Source organism: Aminobacter sp. DSM 101952 (assembly GCF_001424795.1).
GTDB classification, from domain to species: domain Bacteria; phylum Pseudomonadota; class Alphaproteobacteria; order Rhizobiales; family Rhizobiaceae; genus Aminobacter; species Aminobacter aganoensis.
Genome location: NZ_LMCL01000003.1, coordinates 265,028 through 286,478, shown reverse-complemented (window position 1 = coordinate 286,478; position 21,451 = coordinate 265,028). Strand labels below are relative to the sequence as shown.

The window sequence follows — 21,451 nt, the reverse complement described above, 5'->3', positions numbered from 1 at the left end:
CGGCGCGATCAACATCGTCACCGGCCACACCGCCGAACTGACCACCGTGCTCGCCAGGCACGACGACGTCGACGGCCTCTGGGTCATCGCCGAAGCCGAGGTCTGCGCCAGGGCGGAAGCCGAATCTGTCGGCAACCTCAAGCGCGTCTGGACCGGCCACGGCCGCAGCCTCGACTGGCCAACCGCACAAGGCGAAGCCTTCCTCCGCCGTGCCGTCGAAGTGAAGAACGTCTGGGTGCCCTATGGCGATTGAGCATAGAGCTCCTGATGCCCCGGGCTTTTGTCATTTCTTCAGAACGAGAACGATTACCGATGAAAATCTACCTGGCCGGCCCCGAAGTCTTCCTGTCCAACGCCCGCGAGGTGCTCGACCGCAAGATCGATTTGACCCGGCGCTACGGCTTCGTCCCGGTCTCGCCGGGCGACCTCGAGGTACCGGCAACCGATACCAAGAGGGCAAAGGGGCTGGCCATCAGTTCGATCAACGAGCGCCTGATGATGAGCGCCGACATGATCATCGCCAATCTCACGCCGTTCCGCGGCGTCGCTGCCGATGTCGGCACGGCCTTCGAGCTTGGCTTCATGTGCGCCCGCGGCTGCCCGGCCTATGCATTCTCGAACGTGCTTGGCGACCATTACGCACGGGTTTCATGCCTGCATGACGGCCGTATCGAGCCCGATGCCCACGGCAGGCCGCGCGGACCGGACGGACTGGCGGTGGAAGATTTCGACATGGTCGACAACCTCATGCTGGACGGCGGCATCGAGGCGCGCGGCGGCATGGTCATCACGCGCGAGGTCGCGCCCGCCGAGCTGTACACGGACCATCAGGCGTTCGAGGAATGCCTGAGGCAGGCGGCTGCCAAATTCCTGCTCTGAGGTCCGCGTTGCAACTGGGAGGTATTCTGATGGATCGTGCCGATATCGTCGTGCTTGGAACCTTTGTCGCTGACCTGGCCTTCAAGGCCGAGCGTCTGCCGGTGATCGGGGAAACGCTGCTTGGCCGGGGCTTTGCCATGGGGCCGGGCGGCAAGGGCTCGAACCAGGTGATCGCGGCAGCGCGCGCCGGCGCGCGTTCGGCCATGATCACCCGCGTCGGGCAGGATGCCTTTGGTGAAATGGCGCGGCAGGCCTGGTCTGGCGATGGAGTGGACACCTCCCACGTCTTGATCGACGAGACCGCGCCCACCGGGGCCGCGTTCATCTTCGTCTCCTCCGAGACCGGCGACAACGCGATCATCATCGAAAGCGGTGCTGCCGCCAATCTGAGCGCCGCAGATGTCCGCGCTGCCGCCCAGTTGATCTCCGGCGCAAAGGTCTTCGTCACGCAGTTCGAGCAGCCCATCGAGGCTGCCATTGAAGGGCTTCGGTTGGCCCGAAGCTATGGCGTCACGACCATCCTCAATCCTGCCCCGGCACTCCCCGTCGAGGCGTCGATCTACGCCCATTGCGATTACGTGACGCCCAACGAGACCGAGGCCGCGACGTTGACCGGCATCGATACGAGCACGGACGAGGGGGCGGTGCGCGCTGCTGCCCGCCTGGTCGAGCTTGGCGCCTCCAATGCGTTGATCACCCTGGGATCGAAGGGCGCGTTGTTGCATGGCGCGGCGGGCACTCATTTTGTGCCGGCGTTCCGCGTCGCGAAGGTTGTCGACACCACCGGCGCCGGTGACGCCTTCAACGGCGGCTTCGCCGTCGCGATCGCCGAAGGCCGTCCACCGCTCGAGGCAATTCGCTTCGGATCGGCGGTCGCCGCGCTGTCGGTGCAGAAGCCCGGCACGGCGCCGTCCATGCCGACACGCGCGGAAATCGACGCTTTTCTCCGCGCGAACGGATAGAAATCAGGCCGGTTGGACAGCGGATCGGTCAGCGATAGCTGGTGAACGGCTTTGGCGGCGCGGTCCGGTCCGCATTGGTTGCGAAGGAGTTCGGTCATCCTGGCTCCGTAAATGGCATCGGAGAATGTGGGCAATGGCGTGCGGGACTTGCCATGTGCAAGTCGAGGAAACAGCAGTTTCGCTTGGGAATCCGAGCATACCTGAGAACGACATGCTGAACGTACCGCGTGCAAGCTCTCGTGCTTCGACTTGCCAGTCTGCTCGCACAGCTCGACATTACGATCCGAGCTGTCCGCGTGGCCGAGATTTCCCGGACGAGCCACCAGATCATTCTCGGCGACGGCAGCCGCTGCGGCTACGACCATCCCATCCTCGCAACAGGTGCCCGTAATGTCGTGCCGCCCGCCCGACTTTGGTTCATTGCTGCCGCAAACCTGCCGCGCAGCCGCGAATTTGCGCATGGCTTCCGCCCACAATTCTTCCTGAGAAATAGCGCATGTGCTCTGCTGTAGAGGGAGTTGCGCGAAAAATCAGGGCGCGGCGGGGCTCTCCGGTTCGTCGTTCACCGAATCGGCGAACTTGCGCATGAGCCGGATGAGCTCATCGATGTCGCGGGCATCCCAGGTCGCGAAGATGGCGCGGGCGTTCCTCTCGCGCGCGGCGTCGATCTTGTCGGTCATCGCCTTGCCCTTCGGGGTGACAACGGCCTCGTTCACGCGGCGGTCGGCCGCGCTCTGCCGGCGTTCGGCGAGGCCAAGACTTTCCAGCTTGGCGACCTGGCGGCTGACGGTGGTGTAATCGCGACCGGCGCGGTCGGCGAGGTCCACGATGCCGATTGGCCCCAGCCGTTCGATGCCGACCAGCAGGGGAAACAGCGCGCGGTCGAGCGAGATGCCGGCTTCGCGCACCAGGCTCTCGTCGCGCTGGGGCCTGTTCATGATGCTGACGATTTCGACCAGTGCACCGTGGAGCTCACGAATCTGGCGGCTCTCGATATGTGTATTTTTCACATTTTTTCTTGACGGCATTCCGAATCTCCTACTATGTGCATAATACACATAAGGAGGCGACCATGACAAACGGTTTCACTGCGGACGTGCTCATCTGCGGGGCGGGGGCATCCGGCCTGACGCTGGCGATCGAGCTTGCGCGGCGCGGCGTTTCCTTCCGGCTGATCGAGAAGCGGGAAGGACCCTTCCGGGGCTCGCGCGGGAAGGGCATCCAGCCGAGGACGCAGGAGATATTCGAGGACCTCGGCATTCTCGACAAGGTGGTCGCCGCCGGCGGCATCTATCCGCCGGTGCGCGCGTATCGCAGTGACGGCAGCCATACCGAAAAGGACATCGGCGAGCGGCCCGATCCGACGCCGGCCGAGCCTTACCACATCGCGCTGATGATCCCGCAATCCCGCACCGAGGAGATCATGCGGGAGCGGCTGGGCGAGCTCGGCCACGAGGTCGAGTTCGGATGCGAACTGGTCGACGTCGAGCAAGACGCCGACGGCGTCATGGCCCGCCTTGCGGGACCACATGGCGGGCAAACCGTTCGCGCACGCTATCTCGTCGGGGCCGACGGCGGCCGCAGCTTCGTGCGGGACGCGCTCTGCGTGGGTTTCCCCGGCAAGACGCTGGGCGTGCGGGCGATCGTGGCGGATGTGGAATTGACGGGGCTGGACCGCGATGCCTGGCACCAGTTCAACGACGGCGACATGGAACGCATGGTCGTGATCTGTCCGCTGGCCGGAACCGATCTCTTCCAGCTTCAGGCGCCGATTCCGCCCGACGGCGAAGCCGACCTCTCGGCCGAAGGGCTGGCACGGATGATCGGCGAGCGGACAGGGCGCGGCGACATACCTGTGCATTCGGTCTACTGGGCTTCGGCCTATGCAATGAGCGCGCGGCTTGCCGATCGCTACCGGGTCGGACGGGTGTTCCTCGTCGGCGACGCCGCCCATATCCATCCGCCGACCGGCGGCCAGGGCCTGAACACCAGCGTGCAGGATGCCTACAATCTCGGCTGGAAACTCGCCGCCGTTCTCGGCGGCGGCGAAGATTTCCTGCTCGACACCTATGAGTTCGAGCGGCGGCCGGTGGCAGAGTTGATGCTCGGCCTCGCGTCCCGGCTGCTCGATGCGCAGAAGCAGGGTGAAATGCGCCGGGGGCGAGAGGTGCGCCAGCTCGATATCGGCTATCCGGACTCGCCGCTTTCCAGGCAACTGGCTGAACGCAGCGGCAGTCTGCGTCCGGGCGACCGTGCGCCGGACGCCCCGATCATGGGTGCGGCGGGCCAGCCGTCGCGGCTGTTCCAACTGTTCCGGGGGACGCATTGGACGCTGCTCGTCCATGAGGGGGAAAGAGAGATGGTCGGGCCAAGGCCTGGGCTGCATGTCCGCCACATCGGCCCGCAGGGCGACGTCATCGACGCCTGGGGGCACGTCCGCGATGCCTACGAACTGGCGCCGGGCGAGGGCGTGCTGATCCGCCCGGACGGCTATGTCGGCGCGTTCCTGATGCTTGGCGCAGAGCGGACGGCGAAGCTTGAAAGATATCTGGGCCACGTGGGCGTCGGTCCGCTCGAAGAGGAAACGAAGTGAGCGCCGGGATATGTTCGAAGCATGAGGCCGGCCTGTCGGACAGGCTCGACTGGCGGCTGATGCTGCCGCTGTTCGCCATAGTCACCCTCTATGCCGCGGGCATCGGCGCGGTTCTGCCCGTCCTGCCTTTCTATCTGCGTGAGATGGGGGCGAGTCCGCTGGTCTTCGGCATCGTCCTTGCCACCGAAGCATTGAGCCTGTCCGCCGCATCGCCTTTGCTCGGCCAGCTTTCCGACCGTTTCGGACGCAGGCGGGTGCTTTTGGCCAGCCAGGTCGTGGCGGTCGTCAGCCTGCTCCTGCTCGCCCTTGCGCAGAGTATCTTCACCGTGCTCCTGGCGCGCTTCCTGTTCGGACTGACTGCGGGCAACTTCTCGGCTGCGGCCGCCTACGCCGCAGACAACAGTTCGCCGACGACCCGACGCCAGGCGATCGGCGTCGTGAACGCCGCACTCGGTCTCGGCGCGATCGTCGGCGCAGGACTTTCAAGCGTCCTGTCCGATATCTCGCTGACCGCCCCGATCTACATGGCGCTCGCCCTGTCGGCATCCGGCGTCGTCGTGACGACGTTCGGCCTGAAAGGCGGCAAGGTGGTGCGACAGGCCACCGACGAACCCGATCGCGAGCGCATTTCGTTGCGGGCGATCACTGGCCATCCGGTCATCCGCGTGCTCGTCATCGTCATGCTGTGCCATTTCTTCGCCTATGGAATGTATACCTCGCAGCTTCCGATCTACCTTGCCGACCGGTTTGTCTGGAACGGCCACGCTCTCGGGCCGCGCGAATTTGCCTACATCATCGCGGCGGACGGTGTGATCAACATTCTCGTCCAGCTTTTCCTGCTCGGATTGCTCGGCCGGTTCTTCTCGGAGCGCCGGCTGATCATCCTGATCTTCGCCCTTTTCTGCATCGGCTTCCTCACTGCCGGACTGGCGAGCACCATTCCCGTCCTCGCCTTTGCCGTGCTCTGCATCAGCACCGCCGACGCCCTTGCAAAGCCGACCTATCTCGCGGCGCTGTCGGTCCATGTCCCGTCCGAGCGGCAGGGGGTGGTCATGGGAACAGGCCAGGCGCTGGTCGCGGTGACGGATATCGCTTCTCCGGTCATGGCGGGCTTTATCGTCGGGCTGGGCCTCTATGGGGCGTGGATCGGCGCGGTGGTGGCGATCGCGATCACCGGAGCCGTCATCGCAGCCACCCGTCTTCCCCGCCAAAGCGATTCCGAGACCGGGACACCCGCGCCACCAGGATGATGATGCAATCGCGGATCTCGCCGGCCGTGCGTGCGGAACCACGTACGGTCGATCAACTCGGCATCGTCGCGCGAAGGCTGCGAGACGGCGATGACTCCCACTCGACAGTCGTCACGGCGGTTCCTGATAGTTCGCCTCCGATGCGGACCCGTCTGACCAAGGTCCGTTTGCCCACGGATTTATGATTGCGCCGACAGAGGTAAATTATCGAACTGTTAAGCATAAAGCTCTCAAACGTTGCTTAGTGTTTGAATCATTTTGGTTTTCGATGTTGATGAATCGCCGCCCATCCGGGGCTTTCCAACCGTCCCGTCGCTTGTCTATGGTTGTCGCGCCTTTGGCCTTGATGCTGGCGAGTGCGCCAGTGTCGGCCCAGCAGGTCATCCTGAGTGGCGACGCCGATCCTTCGGACCCGACGAGCATCACCGGCGGTGACGATCTGGAGATCGGCCGCACCGGCATTGGCGCCTTGACCATCCTGAATGGCGGTGCGCTGACCAATAGGCAGGGCTCGGTCGGCAGCAATATCGGCGGCGATGGCGCAGTCACCGTCACCGGGCGCGATGGCGCAGGCAATGCCTCCACCTGGACCAACACGGATCTTCTCCATGTCGGCGGTCAGGGCACCGGGACCCTCGACATTCTCGATGGCGGCGTGGTGACGGATAGCGGCGGCTATGTCGGCTATGAGACTGGCAGCACCGGTTCGGTCACGGTTTCCGGCCAAGGTTCATGGTGGAACAATGTTGGTGACGTCGTCATCGGGCAGCTTGGCAATGGAACGCTCGATGTCCTGGCGGGCGGGCGCGTCAGCAGCGAGACCGGCTATATCGGCGCCAGCCCGGGCGGCGTCGGTGTCGTGACCGTGTCGGGCAACGACGGACAGGGCAATGCCTCGACCTGGACCCAGCAAAACAACCTTTACATCGGCGATGAGGGGAACGGCACATTGAACGTTGCCCGTGGCGGCCGCGTCGTGACGAACGGCCGGATCAACATTGGCAATTTCGGTCAGGGCCAAATTACCGTCTCCGACGGCGCCACTGTCTCGAGCAACGACGCAATCGTCGGCGTCGGCGGATATGGCGAGGCGCTGCTGACATCGGGCGGGTCCTGGACCATGACGGACCAGCTTACGATCGGCCTGGGCGGCCAAGGCGTCCTGCGGATCGAGGACGGCGCCCGAGTGATCAGCAACCAGGGCTATGTGGGCGCCAATCCCGGTGGCGACGGCAGCGTCACGGTGACAGGCGCTGGGTCGACCTGGGAGATGACCGGCTCCAATCTCACCTTGGGCAATTACGGCGTCGGCGCCATGGCCATCGAAGACGGCGCCCGGGTTTTTGCGCATAGCGGCGTCTATCTCGGCATGTCGAATGCCACGGCAAGCGGCACGCTGAATGTGCTGGGCACCCCAGGTGCGCGCGGGGTTCTGGAAACCAGTGGTTTCCGCGGTGGCGCGGGCACGGCAAATGTAACCATGGACGGGGGCATCATCCGGGCAATCGACAACAATGCGACGTTCTTCCGCAACTATGGTGCTCAACAGGTCACCCTTGGCGCCGCTGGCGGTATCTTCGATACCAACGGCTACAGTATCGGCATCGCCCCCGAAATGACGGGCGTCGGTGGTCTGACCAAGGAGGGTCTGGGTACGCTGACCTTGAGCGGCGCCAATAGCTATGCCGGCGGCACGACGGTTGCATCTGGAGTGCTGGCGGCGGGGGCTGCGAACGTCTTCAGCGCCGGGTCGGCGCATATGGTTCTCGGTGGCGGCACGCTTGCGCTCAACGGCTTTGATCAGGTTGTCGCGTCGCTGAACAACGCCGGTCGCATGACGTTCGGCCGCGTTCCCGGCACGACGCTGACCGTCACCGGCGACTATACCGGTAATGGCGGTGCGCTCGAGATTGCGGCCGAGCTCGGCACGGACAACGCGCCGACGGACCTGCTCGTCATCACCGGCAACAGCATTCGTGGCAGTGGCGCCACGCTGGTCAGCGTCATCAATGTCGGCGGCACGGGTGGCCTGACCACGGCCGACGGCATCCGTATCGTCCAGGTCGATGGCACCTCCGATGCCGAGGCCTTCGCGCTCGCCGGGCCGGCCATCGCCGGTGCCTATCGTTATGGCCTTTACCACAACGGCATTGCCGACCCCGCCGACGGCGACTGGTATCTGCGCTCGTCCGGCCTGGCGCCGACCTTGCCGGTCTACGAGAGCTATCCGCAGCTGCTGCTCGGCATGGTCGAGCTGCCGACCCTGCAGCAACGCGTCGGCGCTCGCTATTGGACGGAGCTGAACGGTGCTGCGCCGAGCGGCGGCACTCCGAGCGCCATCTGGGCGCGCATCGAGGGCGCGCATGGCCGCGTCAAATCAGGCGCTTCGACCAGCGGCGACGCCGCCTTCGACACCACCGGCTCGCTGTTGCAGGCCGGCCTCGACGGCCAGCTGGCCGCCAATGCTGCGGGCATGTGGGTGGGCGGGCTGACCGCGCAATATGGCCGCGCCAGCGCCGACATCTTCTCCGGCCTCGGCGACGGATCCAACTCGACCACCAGCTACGGCATCGGCGCGACGCTGAGCTGGTATGGCGAGAACGGCTTTTATGTCGACGGCCAGGCGCAGATAGCCATGTTGCGCAGCGACCTGGATGCCGCCGGCATCGGCAGGGTCGGTGACGGCATTCACGGCAGCGGCCATGCGCTGAGCCTGGAGGCCGGCCGGAAAGTCGCGCTGGGCGACGGCTGGTCGCTGACGCCGCAGGCGCAGCTTGCCTGGTCGTCCGTCGACTTCGACAGCTTCACCGACCGGTTCGGCGCGATCGTCTCGCTGAAGGACGGCGACAGCCTGAAGGGCCGTATCGGCATCGCCGCCAACTATGAAGAAGGGCCGGCCGGAACCCAGGTCTACGGTATCGCCAACCTGACCTACGAGTTCCTCGACGGGACAAGCGTGATGGTGTCAGGCCTGGATACGTCTTTCGCAGCGCAGCGTTTTGGCGGCGAACTCGGTTTCGGCGGAACCTATCGGTGGGCCGACGGCAAATATGCCCTGCATGGAGAGGCGCTTGGCTCCACCAGCTTCGCCGGCAGCTATGGCATCAAGGGAACGGTCGGGTTTGCCATGAACTTCTGAGAGGACCCGGCAACGGCTGGGCCGCGCCTTGGCTAGGTGACTGCGTATGTCGTCTACCAGCCTGCTGGCGAAGTTGACTGTCAGCGCCGGCCATGGCTCTGCGTCTGGAAATACTGAACGAACGGCAGGTTTCGAGCGAAGACGGAAGCAATTCGAACGGCGACATCCGCCGTGATCGCAATGCCAAAGGCCATGACTGCCGCCCGTAAAAGTTTGGCGAGTTTACGCGAAAATCTCTGCAAGCTCCTTCACGTCGGCGCCTTCCTTGACGTAGCGCAGCTCGACATAGGAAACGGCGACGGCGATCGAGATGATCCCCGAAAGAACGGCCGACAGCATGGTCGCCACCCCGGTGGCGACGACGGCACCGAGCAGAGGCACGATCGCCAGTGGCAGAAGTCCCAGCGCGATCTGAAGGAGCCACAACGACACGTAACTGGCCTCATATCTTGGATTTGGCCTTCGGCTTTGCGGTGTGGATCAACTGGACGCTGCGTTACGCGCTCTATGAGAGCGTCGATCCCAGAGTGATCGAGTCAAACGATCATTGGCCGCATTGGGACCCTAAGACAAATAATTGGATAGGGCGCACCCACTGGTTAGCGATTGTAGCGGGGCTTGCATCGGTCGCCTGCGTGTTGGCTGCAGCGACAGCAGCATATTGCCGGATGAATATCGGTTAGTGGCTCACACCCTCAACCTGCGCCATCCCACGCGCCTAGCTTCTGCTTCCGAGCAAAACCAGCGTTCGCCCTGCGATTGCGAGGTTCGCGTTTCCTCGCAATAACGCTGCCCTTGCACATGATAGATGCGCTGGCCGTTGTTCTGGCTAACGTTGCCTTTGATGTTGCAAACCTGAGCCGGCAGGGCGGCAGCAATGCTGTTCGCAGGCACCCCACTAGAGAGCGCTACAGCGCCAAAAACGCCCCAGCAACATGATACCGGGGAACGCCGGCCATGGCGTCCTGCGCAACCTGTGGCCTTGCGCGGCCCAATGCGTCCTATGATGGCGTTTCGGCGCCATCATGCACGTATAGCGTGATGATGCTTGCCGGGCGGCCAACGAAGCCAAAAACGCTGTTCTAGAATTTGCCGACATTTCGTCCGGTGAATTCATCTAAATAGCTGATTTTGGGTGATTAAGTAAGAATGGCTGGGGAACCTGGATTCCCAGCCAGACAAAGACTGCATCCTGACTAGATCATTGATCTTGCTCGGAAATTCGTTGTTTCGAAGCCGCTTGCCACAATTTGTGTATCACTTGTGTGCCCAGATCTGCGGGCCACGTCAAGGCTAGTGTCTGGCCATTTTACTGCAGGCAAGAATGCCGCCGGGCAATGTTTGCCCAAGTCAGCAGTGACATGGTGGACATTCCTTCTGGCAGAGCGATGGATGTCGGCTTTGCGCCTTCATTCCGGTCGTTGGATCAAGTTCTACGATTTCTCAAAAGCAGGGCGGGCGGTCGCGACCAACGCGCTTGTCCGTTGATGTTTTTCTGGGCAAGAACGTTGGTCGTAAAAGGATTTGCGATGCCTACGCTTTCCTATCCGGTGAGCCGCCATGCTGGGCGTAGGTGTCCAGCATCATTTTCGTATACTCAGTCGTGCTCGAGGTAATCTCGCCTAGGCCCGGCCAGGCGAAAGGGATCGTGGACCAGACTGATTCGAGTTCAACCTCGAGACCCAGTAGCGCAGATACTGCCAAAGCCTGAACAGGTTCCTTGTCCTCCGGCCACAAATCCGCCTCGAGAGCAATCCAGGCGCAATTCTCGTCATCGACACTGATCTCAGCGAGAAGAGCACCTAGCCTCTCGCTGATGTTGGTCGCGTCATCAAGTAAGGCACTGCGGATGAGGAGAATGAACTTCTCTTCATTCAGGTCGAGCTTGGGTCTGCCATCGACAATCCGAAAGTTGGGTTCGTCTCGTTCCACGGCGACGTCTTCTTTGACTGGGAGGAAAGACTTGCCCCCATCATCAGACCAGAACGGCTCGTCAAAGATGTCGAGAGGCGATGCCCCACAACCCGGGCAATGCCAGAGGTTTTGGGCGATCTGGGTGCCGGTGATCTTTCCATCGCAATGCAGGCAGAACCACACATCAGATTCGCCGCGGCCCAACGGGTGGCGAACCACCCCATCAAGGTCAGGTTTTGTTGATCGTCGGGGCCAATCGACAGAGATATCCCCGCGAACCTGAGCAGCCCGGTGTCTGGCCAGACTGAGTGCGGTCTCCAGGAATTCGGGGTCAAGGACAGGGCATTCGCCATTTTGTTCGGTGAATGTCTCAACAATCGGGATCGCGCCAGGGTTCTCAGGCACCCTGATGCTCCATCCTTCCCCTGCGATGATGACGTCGTGAAGAAGCTCTTGAAGCCGATATGCATGATTGCCAATCATGCCATGTTCGGCTTGCTCGAGGTGTGCGAAGCGCCGGCTCATCGCTTCCGGATCAGCCTTCCGGAAGGTTGCCGCTGAAAGGGGACGCCGAACGAAGGCCTCGACGCCCGCCAGTTGTTCGGAATTGGCCTGCCAACCCTTCTTGCTGGCGGAGATAAACTTGTTCCAGTGAGGGAAACCCAGTTCCCCTGCAATCAGGTCGAGAGCCTGATGTTGCGCGATCCTGTTGGCGCGGGCGTATCGCTTGGCCAGGACTTTAAGTCTGCGAAGTTGTTTTGTTTCGGTCATTATCCATATCCTGGAATGATCTGACCATGTGCCCGCTAATGGCCAGACCCTGCCTTGTGGCATGGAGTGACACTCTTAGAATTTGAACGCTGACAGAGCTTTGCGTGGCGGGCACACCGGCCCGCGTATAGGGCCATGCTTTGTATGCCAAGCATGGCGGTATCGGTCAAGCACCTACCATGCTCGCCAAAGTAGTCAGCCGCAACGCGACAGCTCCCCGTACGGGTACGGATGTAAGAACGCAGCGCTCGGAGAACGATTGCGACGGAGTCAGCAAGAGACGAACTCCAATGCGCCCTCATCTCAGTCGTTCGGCGGGTATCGCAAATTCTAAAATCTGACGTTCAGTGTTGTCTTGAGAATTGGCGGATACCAAATCGCCTCGATCTGGATCGGCGATCAGAGTCCCGCATCTGCGATGAAAGGTGTCGGACGATTGCGATGGTGCGAGGCATCGGAGGCGACGACTAGCACCTGTTTCGCACGCGTGAGCCCGACGTAAAACAAGCGCCGGGCCTCATCATATTGCTCCTGCGTCGAGGTCGCGAAGTGCGGAATGCTGCCGTCGTTCATGCAGACCAAAGCCACGCCCTCAAACTCGCGACCCTTCGAATTGTGGAGCGTGATCAACTTGAGCGCTTCGGCGGGATTGGCGAACAGCCCCATATCCGAGATCAACAGATTGCCGAGATCGACCCTGTTTGCGCGCATATCAGTGAGCATCACTTCGGCGGAATCGATGAGCGATGGCTTCGCGGCTGCGGGAAGCCACTCCTCGCGTTCCAAGTAATCGCCGACTTCGCGAGCGATGGCGCGTAACCAGTTGACACCGCCGGGGTGGTCATCGGCAAGGGCACGGGCGCGATAGATCAGGCCGAGGGCGGTGCGCCGCCCCACGTAGCTGAAGATATCGTGGCGCGTGGCGCCAGTAAAATCTCCGATCAGACGGAATATGGCCCGCTCGACACCCGGGAGACCAAGATAGTCGCTGGACACCGCGCATGCACCTAACTGCTCCGCAAGCCCGGCAATGAGACGGCGGCGTCGATATGGGCGAGCGCCGGGTCCGAAGACGGGCACATCGAACTCACGCAGCGCTCGCGCGATGGGGATTAGATGGGTCCACCACGGCGCGAGAATTGCAGCCTTGCCCAAGGGAATGCCGGCTGCCTGCAAAGCCGGCAGGAAATAGTCGGTGATGGCATCGAGCGGACGCGCCACATGAACATAATTCACGCTGGCGTTGAGCTCGCTCGCGGCGCCCGCCGACTGCATGGCGGGCATGGTCGGGATAAGTGTACGCGCCGCCGCGACGATCGCCGGACCGCAGCGAAAGTTACCGGTAAGTGAGGCATCGCGACGGGCGCCGATGTGCTGACCGAACTGGTCCGCGAGATCTGGCCGCGCGCCCGCGAATCTCATAATCGATTGGTTCTGGTCGCCGACAAGGAAGAATCGCGTGTGCAGGAAACTCTGAAGCTTGCCAATAATCGCAAGCTGTATATCGGTCGTGTCCTGGAATTCGTCGATCAGCAACCAGGCGAAGCGGCTGGCAATACCGCGCCCAACAAACGGATGCGCAGCAAGGACTCGCCAAGAGTAATAGAGGATCATCGCGAAATCGAGACAGCGATGGTCTCGCACACGTTCCCAGTAGAGTGCCGCTGACTCCGGCGTGACGATGCCGCCCTCAAGCCCCTGCCCACAGGCTGCACCGTCGACATTGATGCGTAGTCCCTCATAGTCGTCGAACGTACGTGCGGTCGCTTGACGCCCGTAGGCGTCTTCCACCGCTGTCACGATCTGTTCGAATATTGGATTTTCGCGCGTGAGCACCTGGAATGCGCGCGGGACCTCAGGAACTAGCCAGCCGTAGGGCCTCAGAATAAATTCGAGACAAAAGGCGTGGATAGTCGAAATCTCGCACTTGTCGGCGCTGGCGTTGCCTCCATAGGTCCGGAGCCGAGCTTCAATCTCATCGACCGCCGCATTAGTATAGGTAATACAGGCGACAAACTGCGGCGTGCCAACGACCGCGTCGGCCAGCGCGAGCAGTTTGGCTAGGATGACGCGTGTCTTTCCACTCCCGGGACACGCGGTCAGGAGGAGATTACCATCATGCTCGACGGCGGTGCGCTGTTCGGGAGTGAGCGGGATCATTCAGTGAGCCACTGATAGGCTTCGTCGATGTACGTCGGCAAGTCCGCCGCCAGATGCGCATAACGCGCTGCGACCTGGGCGAAGCGTGCTTTGCCGAACCGCCTGGCGGTGTTGAGCGTGAGCCGACCGAGTTCGACGCGCAACGCAATTTCCTCTGCGAAGCCCATTCCGCCCACTTGGAGATCGATCAGCCCGTTCTCGAGTTGTTCGAGAATTTGCGGCGCGCCAAGCGCCCGAACGGTCTCGATGAGCATAGGCAGGCGGCCGACCGAGACTAGCTCGCGTTCGAAGGTTGTGGCCCCGGCGAACACTGAGACGAACGCCCCCTCAAGCGCCACTAGGTCGGGAGCATGAGTTTCTGGATCAAAGCTATCCGCGTCTGATGGTATCAGATCAGCATCCGCTACGATCGCGCACTTCTTTTCGAGCGATCCATATCGGAAAAGCTTGGCATAAACGTCGAAGTGGACGCCGTGAATCGCGATCACAGAGATGCCGAGTCGCTCCAACTGCACACCATAGACATTCTCGATCATCGCCGGGATCAGGAACATCTCGGCCGGTCCCTCGACCAGCATTACTTTTCGGGCATACAGCAGGCTGCTCTTGGTCGCGTCGAGATAACGCTGAAGGTCCGCGATCTCATTGTCGTTGAGCGCTGAATTATGCGCCAAATTGCCCGCCGCAATCGTCGCATCCTCACGCTTGGTTAGCGACACTATGCTGCTCAAGGGAACTCGCGATGTCACCTGCGTGCTGTGACTGGTGAGGATCGTCTGTACACCAATGTCGCGCAGTGCGGAGATCAGCGAAAATTGCAACTGCGGATGCAGATGGGCTTCAGGTTCTTCAATCAGGATCAGCTGGCCGGCCGAGCGGTCGAGCGCGATCCGCCGCTGGAGATATTCGAGCAGAATCGCAACATAGAGGATATTGTTCATTCCCAGACCATTGCGACCGGGTTCAAACGAGCTAAGCGACAGGTCGGACAAGATTATCTTGAGATTGCGGATGATCGCGCGAAAGGTTGCCGCAGAGAGCCCGAGGGTGGCGTCCATTTCGAACGCCGGGCCGGACACGTACTTGAACCTTTTGTCGATCGCTCCGGCGATTTCAGCGATGGTCTGCGACTGAGCTATGGCCTGATTGGCCTCGTCGAGGATCGCGATCAGCGCCGCCTGTTCCGCGGCATCGATTTCGAAGGCCTCGATCAGGCGGATAAGAGGCGACTGGCGAGGATTGCGCAGGTCATTTTCCACATCGCGGAGCGCCGGCAGGTGAACGAGGAGATAGGATTGGAGGTCGGCGAACCTAACTGCTTCACCGATTCCCTCGTCATTCCAAGTGATATTCGTAAGGTCGACCGCCGGATCACCACCCCCGCGGATTTCCCATTGGTAGTCTTCGAGTGTGAGGGAGCCAGGGAGCAGGTCGCCACTGGCCAGCTGTTCGCGCACCGAGGGGCGCGGTCGAAATCGGTAGAAAATCCGCGCGCGATCGGCGGCGGTCTTCCATGTGCTGACCAACGCTTCCTCGTTTACCCGCCCCTCGAAGCCGGTAAATTCGATGCCGATCAGAACCTGGTTGGGGTGGGTGATATCGATCCCGGAATGTATGTCTTCGCGGAATAGCGAGCGAAAGCTCGACGGCAGCAAATTGTCCAGGCAGATCTGAACCGCCCGAAGGATCGCGGTCTTCCCTGTATTGTTCTCGCCGATGATGCAGCAAAGATCATCGGTGATATTCACGTCGAGTGACGAAAACGCGCGGAAGTTTTGCAATACTATCCTGGCAACGCGCATTTTCCCCACTCGCTTTTTCGGCGACCGGGGTCGCGTCGCTTCAAATGGTGATCGAAACGGCACAAAAGGCAAGAACAACCGTGCGCACAATTTGAGGCTCGCGAATGCCTGCGAGTTGCTGCAAGCCTTGGCTCAACCTCGAGCCTGGATCGCCGCCGGCACGGTGCCACGGGCTACGCCGAGAAGAGTAATGGCACGCACCGGGAAGGCACGCGAGCGCTCCGAGGCGACGGAGGTCAACTGCGGCCCACTTTCCTAGTAGAGCCGCGGCGTACAGGCGCCTCTGCGCAACCGGTGAGGAAGGCGGCCGTAAAGACTGCGACTCACAGCAGACGACATCGATTATCCCAGGACTTTCGTCTCATAAATAAGCTCGCCGTGGGATGCCTCGTTGCCGAGGCGGGAGCAATCAAACAATGCATCGCCTGATACTAAGCCATATGCATTCTAAGAGCTGCTCGAATGAACTCCCGAAATTCCGTTGATCGGCGGACTGCCCTAAGGAGCTCTTGTTCCAGGGCGGGGTCGCTCGACGCCGAAGGTGGCCAAGCGCTCAGGAGACTTGACATCCGCAGGCGCATCTTCGTTGAAATTGGCGCTTTTCCAGCCAATATCTTCGACAAATGGCCTTGGTGGACTTTCAGTAGGTTCGAAAGCTCAGCCTGAGACATCAGTGTCTCGCGTCGTTTGCTCTCGACCTTTCGAGCAAGGTCTGGAATCTTGCTATTCATATGCATTGCATATAAGATTCTAGCTATGCACGCTACATTGAAATCCGGTCCTCGTTTCCTTCCCGATGACGAAGTCGTGCCGGGTGTACGTTTTGGTCTGAGTGGTTGGGCAGGCAGCCCAGCGTATTGGGCCAAGATGGCAGAGTTCGAAGCCGACGATCCTGAAGACTATGTCAGCCCAAAAGGCACGCCGCTGGTCGAAGATCTGGCGTTTTGCTTGCTAGGCGGATACGGCGTGAAGATGGAGCTCAATCGCGCCGCATGGGAACACCTCTATGAAGCCGGGGTTTATTCCTCTGATCCGGTCCCTTCGCGCCAGGAGATCGAGGAACTGCTCAGCATGCCGCTGCTGGTAGAGGGGAAGCGGCACAAATACCGCTATCCTCGGCAGCGGGCTGATCGGCTCTATGTTTCTTTGAATGCGATCCGCGAGCGCCCGCCGCGGACCGACAATCATCAGGTCTTCCGCCAACAGCTGATGGAGTTGCCTGGCGTTGGACCGAAGACGGCATCCTGGATAGTCAGGAATTGGTTGGGGAGCGATGATGTCGCCATCCTTGACGTTCATGTTCTTCGGGCGGGTACACTTATGGGGTTGTTCCCTGAAAACTATCGCCTGCCAAAAGACTACGAAGTCCTCGAAAAGAAATTCCTCGATTTCGCGAGGGCGATTCAGGTGAGGGCGTCGCTTCTTGACGCCATTATGTGGCGGGATATGCGTATACTATTCAGCTAACCCGTTTACCTTCTATCGAGCGATCTCCTAATGTTGGAATTGGGAGGCTTGATTCGATGGCTGGTAAGAGCGGACCGAAGAGTATTCGTCAACGTGCCGAGAATTCGAGCGCGCCGAAACCGAAGGCTGGCAAAGATGCTGCAGTATTTGGTCTGGGCGGAGTTGAGGGAACTGATCGATGCGATATCCACATTGATACGGACTTGGAAGGAATACGCGTTCCTGCGCTTTCCGGCCTAGCAAAGGGTGATGTTCTCCGGGTCGGCACTGAATTTGCGGATCGGCATCCAATTGCAGTAGCGATCAGACCCGACGGGATGATCGTTGGCGCGCTCGCCGCATTCCAAAACTACGCAAACTTCCTGGAATGCCTCCAAGGTGGAGTGAAGTACGTCGTTACGGTCACTCAGCTCGGCCCAGGTCATTGCCACGTTGTCGGTGGTCGTACGGCATGATTATTGTCGGTGGCGTCTATCGTGAGGAATGCGTGCGCCCGCACTGGTCGCGGATATTTGGATCGGCCGGGCGCGCCGCCGTGGCGGTGTCTGCGCTCTCCCCAGGTTCTCACCTCGTGGCCCATGCCTATGCCGGTTGGGCAGAGGATATGCGGCAGACCATGCACGGATTCGCGGTGACGACGGATCTGAGGGAGATCACATCCGATATTGCTTTCCACTACTTCCATCCGCTCTCCAGATCGGAACTCGTCGGAGCGGCCGACAGTCCGTTGCCTCCACTTTCTGCAAGTGGAGATGTCATATTGCGGTTCGGAATGGTCGAGGGCGATGCTGTCGTAAGCGCCAGGCGCGCGGTCTACGATCCTCAGCACCCTTCGGCTGCCCTCCTTTTTCACGCCAATGGCTCGACAGCGAAAGAACTCGCTGTGGTACTCAATGAGGTCGAACTGGAGTATGGCGCGGGCAGCGGTGACATCTGGAATTACGAATTCGCGCGCAATCGCTTCAATGCCGACGTCATTGTGGTCAAGCGCGGCCCGTTTGGGGCTGTGGTCATGCAGCCTTGCGGCAACATACGAATCCCCGCCTATCGATCGGAAACCGTCTTCAAGCTGGGCTCAGGCGACATCTTCAGCGCCGTCTTCGCTCACTTTTGGGGCGAACGCGAATGGCCGGCGGCGAAGGCCGCCGACTTCGCCTCGCGCGCAGTTGCCCGCTATGTGTCGACGCGCGGAACACAAGTTTCGCTTGAAGGGCTTGAGGATCTGGCTCCGTATGCGGGTGGAGAAACAGCTGGTCGAATATACATCGCCGCACCTTTCTTCACGCTATCGCAGAGATGGCTCGTCGACGAGATGCGTGGCTGCCTGACGATGCTCGGTGGGGACACGTTCTCGCCAATTCACGATGTGGGCGCTTATGGTGGCTCCGGTTACATCGCGGGTAAAGACCTGGATGGACTGCGGTCGTGTAACACGGTCCTCGCCGTTATCGACGGAGAGGACGCAGGGACATTGTTCGAGGTTGGGTATGCTCGAAATCTCGGGATTCCGGTTGTGGCGCTCGCGGAGGCACCGCGACCGGAGAGTCTGACCATGCTAGAGGGAACGGGCTGCACGATTACCGACGATTTCACCACAGCAATTTATGGCGCGATCTGGAGCTCGCTGAGGTGAGGGCGCTATTGTTCTCGGGTGGGCTAGACTCTTCTGCGCTGGCATGGTGGCTTAGGCCGGAGATCTGCGTCACGATCGACTACGGCCAGCGCGCAGCCAGAGGCGAGATCGCAGCGTCTTCCGCATTGTGCAGCCAGATCGGTCTCGAACACCGCACAATCCACGCAAACCTCTCGTCGCTCGGATCGGGCTCGATGGCGGCAAAGGTGGCAGCCGAAGGCGCGTCTGCCGAGGAATTCTGGCCGTATAGAAATCAGATGCTGGTGACACTCGCGGCCATGAAACTCATGCCTATGGGGGTCAGGGAGATAATCCTTGGTTCAGTGTCAACGGACCAGCACGCTGATGGAAAGGCGCCCTTTCTGAAATCCCTCGATCGTACCCTTTCGCTACAGGAAGGACATGTGCGGGTCACGGCGCCGGCGCGGCGGATGTCAACAAGGACGCTATTACGCACGTCAGGCTTTCCTTACGGCCTGATCGGCCTCACCTTTTCCTGCCATGTCCATGAATATGCATGTGGCCAGTGCAACGGCTGCCTTAAGCATCGCGAATGCGTGGAGATGACCTATCCACGTCCAAAGAGAGGAGCTGCCTGATGGGAGGGTATGCACCTAAGGGCGTCCGCCAGGCCGCGACGAGCCGGAGGCCGGTCGTATTGGAAGACGGCTGTGACCTTCGTTTCAATGTCGACCTTGTTGGGGTCAGGCCGGACCAGGTGAGGGGCCTTGTGATCGGCGACGCACTGCTCGTCCAAATCTCTGAAAATGGAAAGTGGCGCAGCCTCGTTTGCGTGACAAACGGCGGCGGGATCGTCGGGACCTTGGCAGCCTTTCAGGGCCTCGCGCAGTTGATCGCCTGCGTGGAAGCCGGAGCACGTTACATCGCGGTTGTTGAGTTTGCTTCAGCCACTCGATGCTCTGTCGAGGTCATACGAGCATGATTATCGCCGGCGGTACGTATCTTGAACGCTGCCAGTATCCGAAATGGGAGCGCCTGTTTGGATCGGGAATGCGCGCAGCCATAGCGGCCAGTGGGCTGTCCGAAGGCACGGTGCTTCACACGTATGTGCCGAATGTCTGGAAAAGGGACGTCGAGGCGACCCTCTCTAGTTTCGGAATTGTCGGGCAATTGGTTCTTTCCAGACACGAGCTGATCTTCGAGTATCTCGATACGCTGCAGAAGTCGTTTGTTCCAGATATGCCCGACGATACGGAGCAAGAGGAGCCCCTCACGTTGAACGGCGACGTCGTTCTGCGTTTTGGGTTTATGGAGGGAACCGCCAAGGTCGAGGGCCGTACTGTTGTTTACGACCCACAGAACTCTTACGCGAAATTCCACGCGAATGGCTCGACCGCTGACAGACTAGCGATGATCCTTTCTGAGGAGGAGCTTTTCGGTTTTGGCGGCCTGGACGACGCACCCCGGACCGATGATAATCTCGCAGCGGCAGCGCAGAATGTTTTCGAGAGCAAGCCTGCTCCGCAGATCATCCTGACCAAGGACCGGTTGGGAGGGCTTCAGGTATTTTTCGACGGGTCTCCGATCCCGATAAAGAGCTACGCTGCCGAAAGCTATTTCCGCATTGGCGTAGGGGATGTTCTCGCCGCGGCCTTCGCACATGCATGGGGCGAGCTTGGAATGGAGCCTGTGGAAGCGGCGGACTTCGCAGCACGAAGCATTGCCTATTTCGTCGAGGATGCTCGGCTACCTCTACTTCCACCGCAGCAGCTGTCCGATCTTCGCCACAGCCACAAGGATGGTGATCATCTGCGACTCCTTGGTGTCGGACGCTTCGAAGCGAAGTCGCTCGTCATGCAAACTGAAATCCTGATTAAGAGCTTCGGCGGCTCGACGGCTTTTACGTATATAGATTGGGACGGGGAGATCCGCGCGGAAGGGCCGATTGACCTGCTCATCATCGGATCGAGTGAGAGGCCCTCGATCAGTGAAGAAATACGTGAGCTTATAGGAGAGCCAAAGGTGGTGTTCTGGCCAGAGCGCGATCGTCGGACGGTCCAACTGTGGTTTCCTGCATCGCGGATAGCAGGCGACTTCCCCAGCGCTCTCTATCACGCTATGCGGAGCCCATCACCATGACTGCGATGCGACCAACTCGAAAACCATTGCCTCGCGCGGTCGAGAAGCGTCCGCATGGTGCGCCAGGACCTGCGGAATATGAGGCGATGGTCCGCGATACGCAGGCCCGGTGGATCAAGTTCATCGAGTTTGTCGATGCAAAAGCACACCCCATGCGGGTCTTTCGGGGGTGCGGCTCGGAAACCCACGAGTTCATTCCGACCGTCGGACGACCGCCTGCCGTGTATTCAACCCTACACGAGGAAAGGGTCTTTCGAGCCTTCCAGCAATCTGCGGGACCGATGTTCCAACTTCCCGTCGTAGGTGACTGGAATTGGCTTGCGGTCGCCCAGCACCATGGACTTCCAACTCGCTTGCTGGATTGGACCACGAACCCTCTAGTTGCCTGCTATTTCGCGATCTCAAGTGGAAAGCAAAACGAAAATGCCGTCGTCCATGCGGTCAATATCCCGTCCGAGGACATTGTAGATCCGGTAAAGAATCCGGATCCCTTCTCGATCGATCGCGTGATGTTCCTAGTTCCAGCAAAATCGGCTCCGCGTATTGTAAATCAGCGTGGCCTGTTCTCTGTCCACAATCGGCCGGATAAGCCATGGCTGCCTAAGAACGCCGACAAGTTCATCATTCCAGCCAGTATGCGGTCGAGATTTCGGCGAACGCTTTTCAAGATGGGCATCGATCAAAGTCACATCTATCCGGATATCGGCGGTCTCTGCGAAACCTTGAAGTGGCGCTACATCGAAAGGATCGGCATTGGCACTCCGATGATCGGGTGACGGAT

General features: G+C 60.6%; 18 protein-coding genes and 1 pseudogene. 14 read left to right on the top strand and 5 right to left on the bottom strand.

The genetic code is table 11. From position 1 onward, the window contains the following. The 4 genes and pseudogenes from ASC75_RS05920 to ASC75_RS25885 all read left to right on the top strand — a co-directional run. Positions 1–253: pseudogene (locus ASC75_RS05920) on the top strand (aldehyde dehydrogenase); the annotation flags it as partial. Positions 254–312: 59 nt separating this feature from the next. Next, positions 313–879 (top strand): nucleoside 2-deoxyribosyltransferase, encoded by a 567-nt coding sequence (locus tag ASC75_RS05915; RefSeq protein ID WP_055971633.1) that lies wholly within the window; start codon positions 313–315, stop codon positions 877–879. A 29-nt stretch (positions 880–908) separates the two neighbouring features. Beyond that, positions 909–1,841: a ribokinase gene (gene rbsK, locus ASC75_RS05910; RefSeq protein ID WP_055971630.1), complete on the top strand. Its 933-nt coding sequence runs from the start codon at positions 909–911 to the stop codon at positions 1,839–1,841. A gap of 296 nt (positions 1,842–2,137) precedes the next feature. Beyond that, the gene (locus ASC75_RS25885; protein ID WP_156381122.1) at positions 2,138–2,353 is read left to right on the top strand and encodes a hypothetical protein; all 216 of its coding nucleotides are present in this window, start codon (positions 2,138–2,140) and stop codon (positions 2,351–2,353) included. A gap of 18 nt (positions 2,354–2,371) precedes the next feature. On the opposite strand, the gene ASC75_RS05905 is transcribed toward ASC75_RS25885, so the two are convergent. Beyond that, positions 2,372–2,869, bottom strand: coding sequence for a MarR family winged helix-turn-helix transcriptional regulator (locus tag ASC75_RS05905; RefSeq protein WP_055971627.1), 498 nt, complete (start codon positions 2,867–2,869; stop codon positions 2,372–2,374). Positions 2,870–2,913: 44 nt separating this feature from the next. Between ASC75_RS05905 and ASC75_RS05900 the strand changes: the two genes are divergently transcribed. The 3 genes from ASC75_RS05900 to ASC75_RS05890 all read left to right on the top strand — a co-directional run bounded on the left by ASC75_RS05900 (position 2,914) and on the right by ASC75_RS05890 (position 8,823). Further along, positions 2,914–4,434, top strand: a complete 1,521-nt coding sequence (locus ASC75_RS05900) for an FAD-dependent oxidoreductase (RefSeq protein ID WP_055971624.1) — start codon at positions 2,914–2,916, stop codon at positions 4,432–4,434. Next, the gene (locus ASC75_RS05895) at positions 4,431–5,684 is read left to right on the top strand and encodes an MFS transporter (protein ID WP_055971617.1); all 1,254 of its coding nucleotides are present in this window, start codon (positions 4,431–4,433) and stop codon (positions 5,682–5,684) included. Before ASC75_RS05900 ends, ASC75_RS05895 begins: the two co-directional genes overlap by 4 nt. Positions 5,685–6,048: 364 nt before the next feature. Continuing rightward, positions 6,049–8,823, top strand: a complete 2,775-nt coding sequence (locus ASC75_RS05890) for an autotransporter outer membrane beta-barrel domain-containing protein (RefSeq protein WP_162244896.1) — start codon at positions 6,049–6,051, stop codon at positions 8,821–8,823. A 222-nt stretch (positions 8,824–9,045) separates the two neighbouring features. Here the strand turns inward: ASC75_RS05890 and ASC75_RS05885 are convergent, their stop codons facing one another. The 4 genes from ASC75_RS05885 to ASC75_RS05870 form a co-directional block, all read right to left on the bottom strand. Beyond that, positions 9,046–9,255 carry a hypothetical protein gene (locus tag ASC75_RS05885; RefSeq protein ID WP_156381121.1) on the bottom strand — a complete coding sequence of 70 codons (210 nt, stop codon included), beginning with the start codon at positions 9,253–9,255 and terminating at the stop codon, positions 9,046–9,048. A 1,101-nt stretch (positions 9,256–10,356) separates the two neighbouring features. Further along, the gene (locus tag ASC75_RS05880; protein WP_055971608.1) at positions 10,357–11,508 is read right to left on the bottom strand and encodes a hypothetical protein; all 1,152 of its coding nucleotides are present in this window, start codon (positions 11,506–11,508) and stop codon (positions 10,357–10,359) included. Positions 11,509–11,907: 399 nt separating this feature from the next. Beyond that, positions 11,908–13,668, bottom strand: a complete 1,761-nt coding sequence (locus tag ASC75_RS05875; RefSeq protein ID WP_055971601.1) for an ATP-dependent helicase — start codon at positions 13,666–13,668, stop codon at positions 11,908–11,910. Then, positions 13,665–15,470, bottom strand: coding sequence for an AAA family ATPase (locus ASC75_RS05870; RefSeq protein ID WP_055971740.1), 1,806 nt, complete (start codon positions 15,468–15,470; stop codon positions 13,665–13,667). The genes ASC75_RS05875 and ASC75_RS05870 overlap by 4 nt, the downstream gene beginning before the upstream one ends. A gap of 756 nt (positions 15,471–16,226) precedes the next feature. Between ASC75_RS05870 and ASC75_RS05865 the strand changes: the two genes are divergently transcribed. Genes ASC75_RS05865 through ASC75_RS05835 form a run of 7 tightly spaced genes read left to right on the top strand, consistent with a single transcriptional unit; the run spans position 16,227 to position 21,446 of the window. Then, complete coding sequence (locus tag ASC75_RS05865; RefSeq protein ID WP_055971599.1) at positions 16,227–16,937, top strand: hypothetical protein; 711 nt, start codon at positions 16,227–16,229, stop codon at positions 16,935–16,937. A 56-nt stretch (positions 16,938–16,993) separates the two neighbouring features. After that, positions 16,994–17,392 carry a hypothetical protein gene (locus ASC75_RS25880; protein WP_156381120.1) on the top strand — a complete coding sequence of 133 codons (399 nt, stop codon included), beginning with the start codon at positions 16,994–16,996 and terminating at the stop codon, positions 17,390–17,392. Next, positions 17,389–18,570 carry a nucleoside 2-deoxyribosyltransferase gene (locus ASC75_RS05855; RefSeq protein ID WP_055971593.1) on the top strand — a complete coding sequence of 394 codons (1,182 nt, stop codon included), beginning with the start codon at positions 17,389–17,391 and terminating at the stop codon, positions 18,568–18,570. Before ASC75_RS25880 ends, ASC75_RS05855 begins: the two co-directional genes overlap by 4 nt. After that, entirely contained in the window at positions 18,567–19,169 is a 603-nt protein-coding gene (locus tag ASC75_RS05850) for a 7-cyano-7-deazaguanine synthase (protein ID WP_055971591.1), read from the top strand. The genes ASC75_RS05855 and ASC75_RS05850 overlap by 4 nt, the downstream gene beginning before the upstream one ends. Then, the gene (locus tag ASC75_RS05845; protein ID WP_055971588.1) at positions 19,169–19,513 is read left to right on the top strand and encodes a hypothetical protein; all 345 of its coding nucleotides are present in this window, start codon (positions 19,169–19,171) and stop codon (positions 19,511–19,513) included. The genes ASC75_RS05850 and ASC75_RS05845 overlap by 1 nt, the downstream gene beginning before the upstream one ends. Then, positions 19,510–20,670, top strand: coding sequence for a hypothetical protein (locus ASC75_RS05840; RefSeq protein WP_156381119.1), 1,161 nt, complete (start codon positions 19,510–19,512; stop codon positions 20,668–20,670). The genes ASC75_RS05845 and ASC75_RS05840 overlap by 4 nt, the downstream gene beginning before the upstream one ends. Beyond that, positions 20,667–21,446 carry an FRG domain-containing protein gene (locus ASC75_RS05835; RefSeq protein ID WP_244487763.1) on the top strand — a complete coding sequence of 260 codons (780 nt, stop codon included), beginning with the start codon at positions 20,667–20,669 and terminating at the stop codon, positions 21,444–21,446. The genes ASC75_RS05840 and ASC75_RS05835 overlap by 4 nt, the downstream gene beginning before the upstream one ends. Positions 21,447–21,451: the final 5 nt, after the last annotated feature.